2 protein-coding genes and 1 pseudogene are annotated in these 2,109 nt (G+C 44.5%); all 3 read right to left on the bottom strand.

Annotated features, from left to right (window positions below; genetic code table 11):
• Nucleotides 1-617: aminotransferase class V-fold PLP-dependent enzyme (locus GMD4S_RS11970; protein WP_000887700.1), on the bottom strand; the 617-nt coding region annotated here is incomplete at its 3' end.
• Nucleotides 618-627: 10 nt separating this feature from the next.
• Nucleotides 628-1,890 carry a Fe-S cluster assembly protein SufD gene (sufD, locus tag GMD4S_RS11965; protein WP_000159666.1) on the bottom strand — a complete coding sequence of 421 codons (1,263 nt, stop codon included), beginning with the start codon at nucleotides 1,888-1,890 and terminating at the stop codon, nucleotides 628-630.
• Nucleotides 1,891-1,917: 27 nt separating this feature from the next.
• Nucleotides 1,918-2,109, bottom strand: a pseudogene (locus tag GMD4S_RS11960) (ABC transporter ATP-binding protein); the annotation flags it as partial.

Raw genomic sequence — 2,109 nt, 5'->3', positions numbered from 1 at the left:
TTCATATGAGGCGTAGATTGAGCACCATCCACTACCATGATAGCTCCAACTTGGTGGGCCAATTTCGTGATTTCCTTGATAGGATTGACCACACCAAGGACATTAGAGGCATGAGCTAGCGAAACAAACTTGACCTTGTCCGTCAATTTAGCGCGCAAGTCATCCATATCCAGAGCTCCATCCTTGAGATAGACATAGACAAGCTCTGCCCCAGTCTTGCGACAAGCTTCCTGCCAAGGAATGATATTGGAATGGTGTTCCATGACAGAAATCAAGACCTGGTCTCCCTCAGTCAAAATCTCCTCAGCAAAGCGTGCCACCCAGTTAAGACTGGTTGTCGTTCCTCTGGTAAAGAGAACTTCCTTTGTAGAGCCTGCATTGATAAACTTACGAATGGTTTCACGAGCAGCTTCATAAGAAGCTGTTGCTCGCTCCGCCAAGGTATGAACACCACGGTGAACATTGGCATTGTCCTGCTCATAGTAGCGGTTAATCGTTTCAAGAACTGCTAGTGGTTTTTGTGTCGTCGCAGCATTGTCCAGATAGACCAGAGGTTCATCGTTGACAATCTGGTCCAAAATTGGAAAATCCTTGCGAATCGCTTCTACATCTAACATAGGCTTCCCCTTAGCGTTTTGACAATTTTTCTTCGATAGTTGCAATCATTTCGTCACGAACTTCTTTGACTGGAATCTCAACAATTACGGAGCCAAGGAAACCACGAACAACCAAACGCTCAGCAGTCGCCTTATCCAAGCCACGGCTCATGAGGTAGTACATATCTTCTGGATCCACCTGACCGATAGAAGCCGCGTGACCTGCAGTTACGTCATTTTCATCAATCAAAAGAATGGGGTTGGCATCTGAACGCGCCTGATCTGAAAGCATGAGAACACGACTTTCTTGCTGCGCATCAGCTCCCTTAGCACCCTTGATAATGTGTCCAATACCATTGAAGGTCAAAGTTGCTTTTTCAAGGATAACCCCATGTTGGAGGATATTTCCGATAGAGTTGCAACCATAGTTAGTCACTCGAGTATCAATCCCTTGAACCTGACGGCCACTTGAAAGAGCTACGACTTTAAGGTCAGCATGGCTACCATTTCCAATCAAATCGCTATCAAAATCAGCAACAACATTTCCTTCGTTCATGACACCGATTGCCCAGTCAATGCTTGCATCGTTGCCTAGTTTACCACGACGGCTAATATAGGCAGTGACATTTTCACCTAAACGGTCAATCGCTGCAAATTTCACTTGCGCACCTGAACGAGCAATCACTTCGACCGTAATATTAGCAGTTGCCTTGGCACTACCTTGGCCACGAGACTCAAGACGTTCAAGGTAGCTGATTTTAGAGTTTTTACCTGCAATGATCAGAATATGCTTGTTAAATGGCACATCGCTATCGCTGTCTTGGTAGAAAATTCCTTCGATTGGCTCTGTAATCTCAACGTTATCAGGAATGTAGAGAACAGCACCACTGTTAAAGTAAGCCGTGTGGTAGGCTGCCAACTTGTCGTCATCATACTTAACTGATGACATGAAGAATTCCTCGATAAGTTCTGGAATTTCTTCTAAAGCTGAGTGAAAGTCTGTAAAGACTACTCCTTGTTCAGCCAATTCAACTGGAGTTTGTTCAAAAACAGTCTGAGTTCCTACTTGCACCAACTTCAAGTGATTATCTAGAGCTGTGAAGTCTGGAACATTTGCTGACGGTTCACTTTCTGTGATGGTACCATCTCCCAGATTCCAGCGGTGAAATTTGACACGCTCAATAACTGGTAATTCCAAACTCTCAATCTTATCAAAAGCTTTTTGACGGAGGTCTGCCAACCAGCTTGGTTCAGCGTACATTTCTGAAAAAAGTTTAATATTCTCTTTAGTCATTTACTTCTCCTAAAAGATACGAGGGAATTACAATTCTTCCTTGTAGTCGTAGCCAAGTTCTTCAGCCAGTTTTGCGTATCCTTCACGTTCCAAACGGGCAGCCAATTCTGGACCACCAGAAAGGACAACACGACCTTCCATCATCACGTGGACCACGTCTGGTGTGATGTAGTTCAAGAGACGTTGGTAGTGAGTGATAATCATAGCACCAAAGCCTTC

It is taken from the genome of Streptococcus sp. GMD4S (assembly GCF_000296955.1).
Note: the sequence above shows the minus strand (reverse complement) of the source record. Positions and strands in the feature narration are given on the sequence as shown.

Bases quoted from the DNA above. Each gene is read 5' to 3' on its own strand.
- sufD (WP_000159666.1), bottom strand. From the start codon at position 1,890: ATGACTAAAGAGAATATTAAACTTTTTTCAGAAATGTACGCTGAACCA.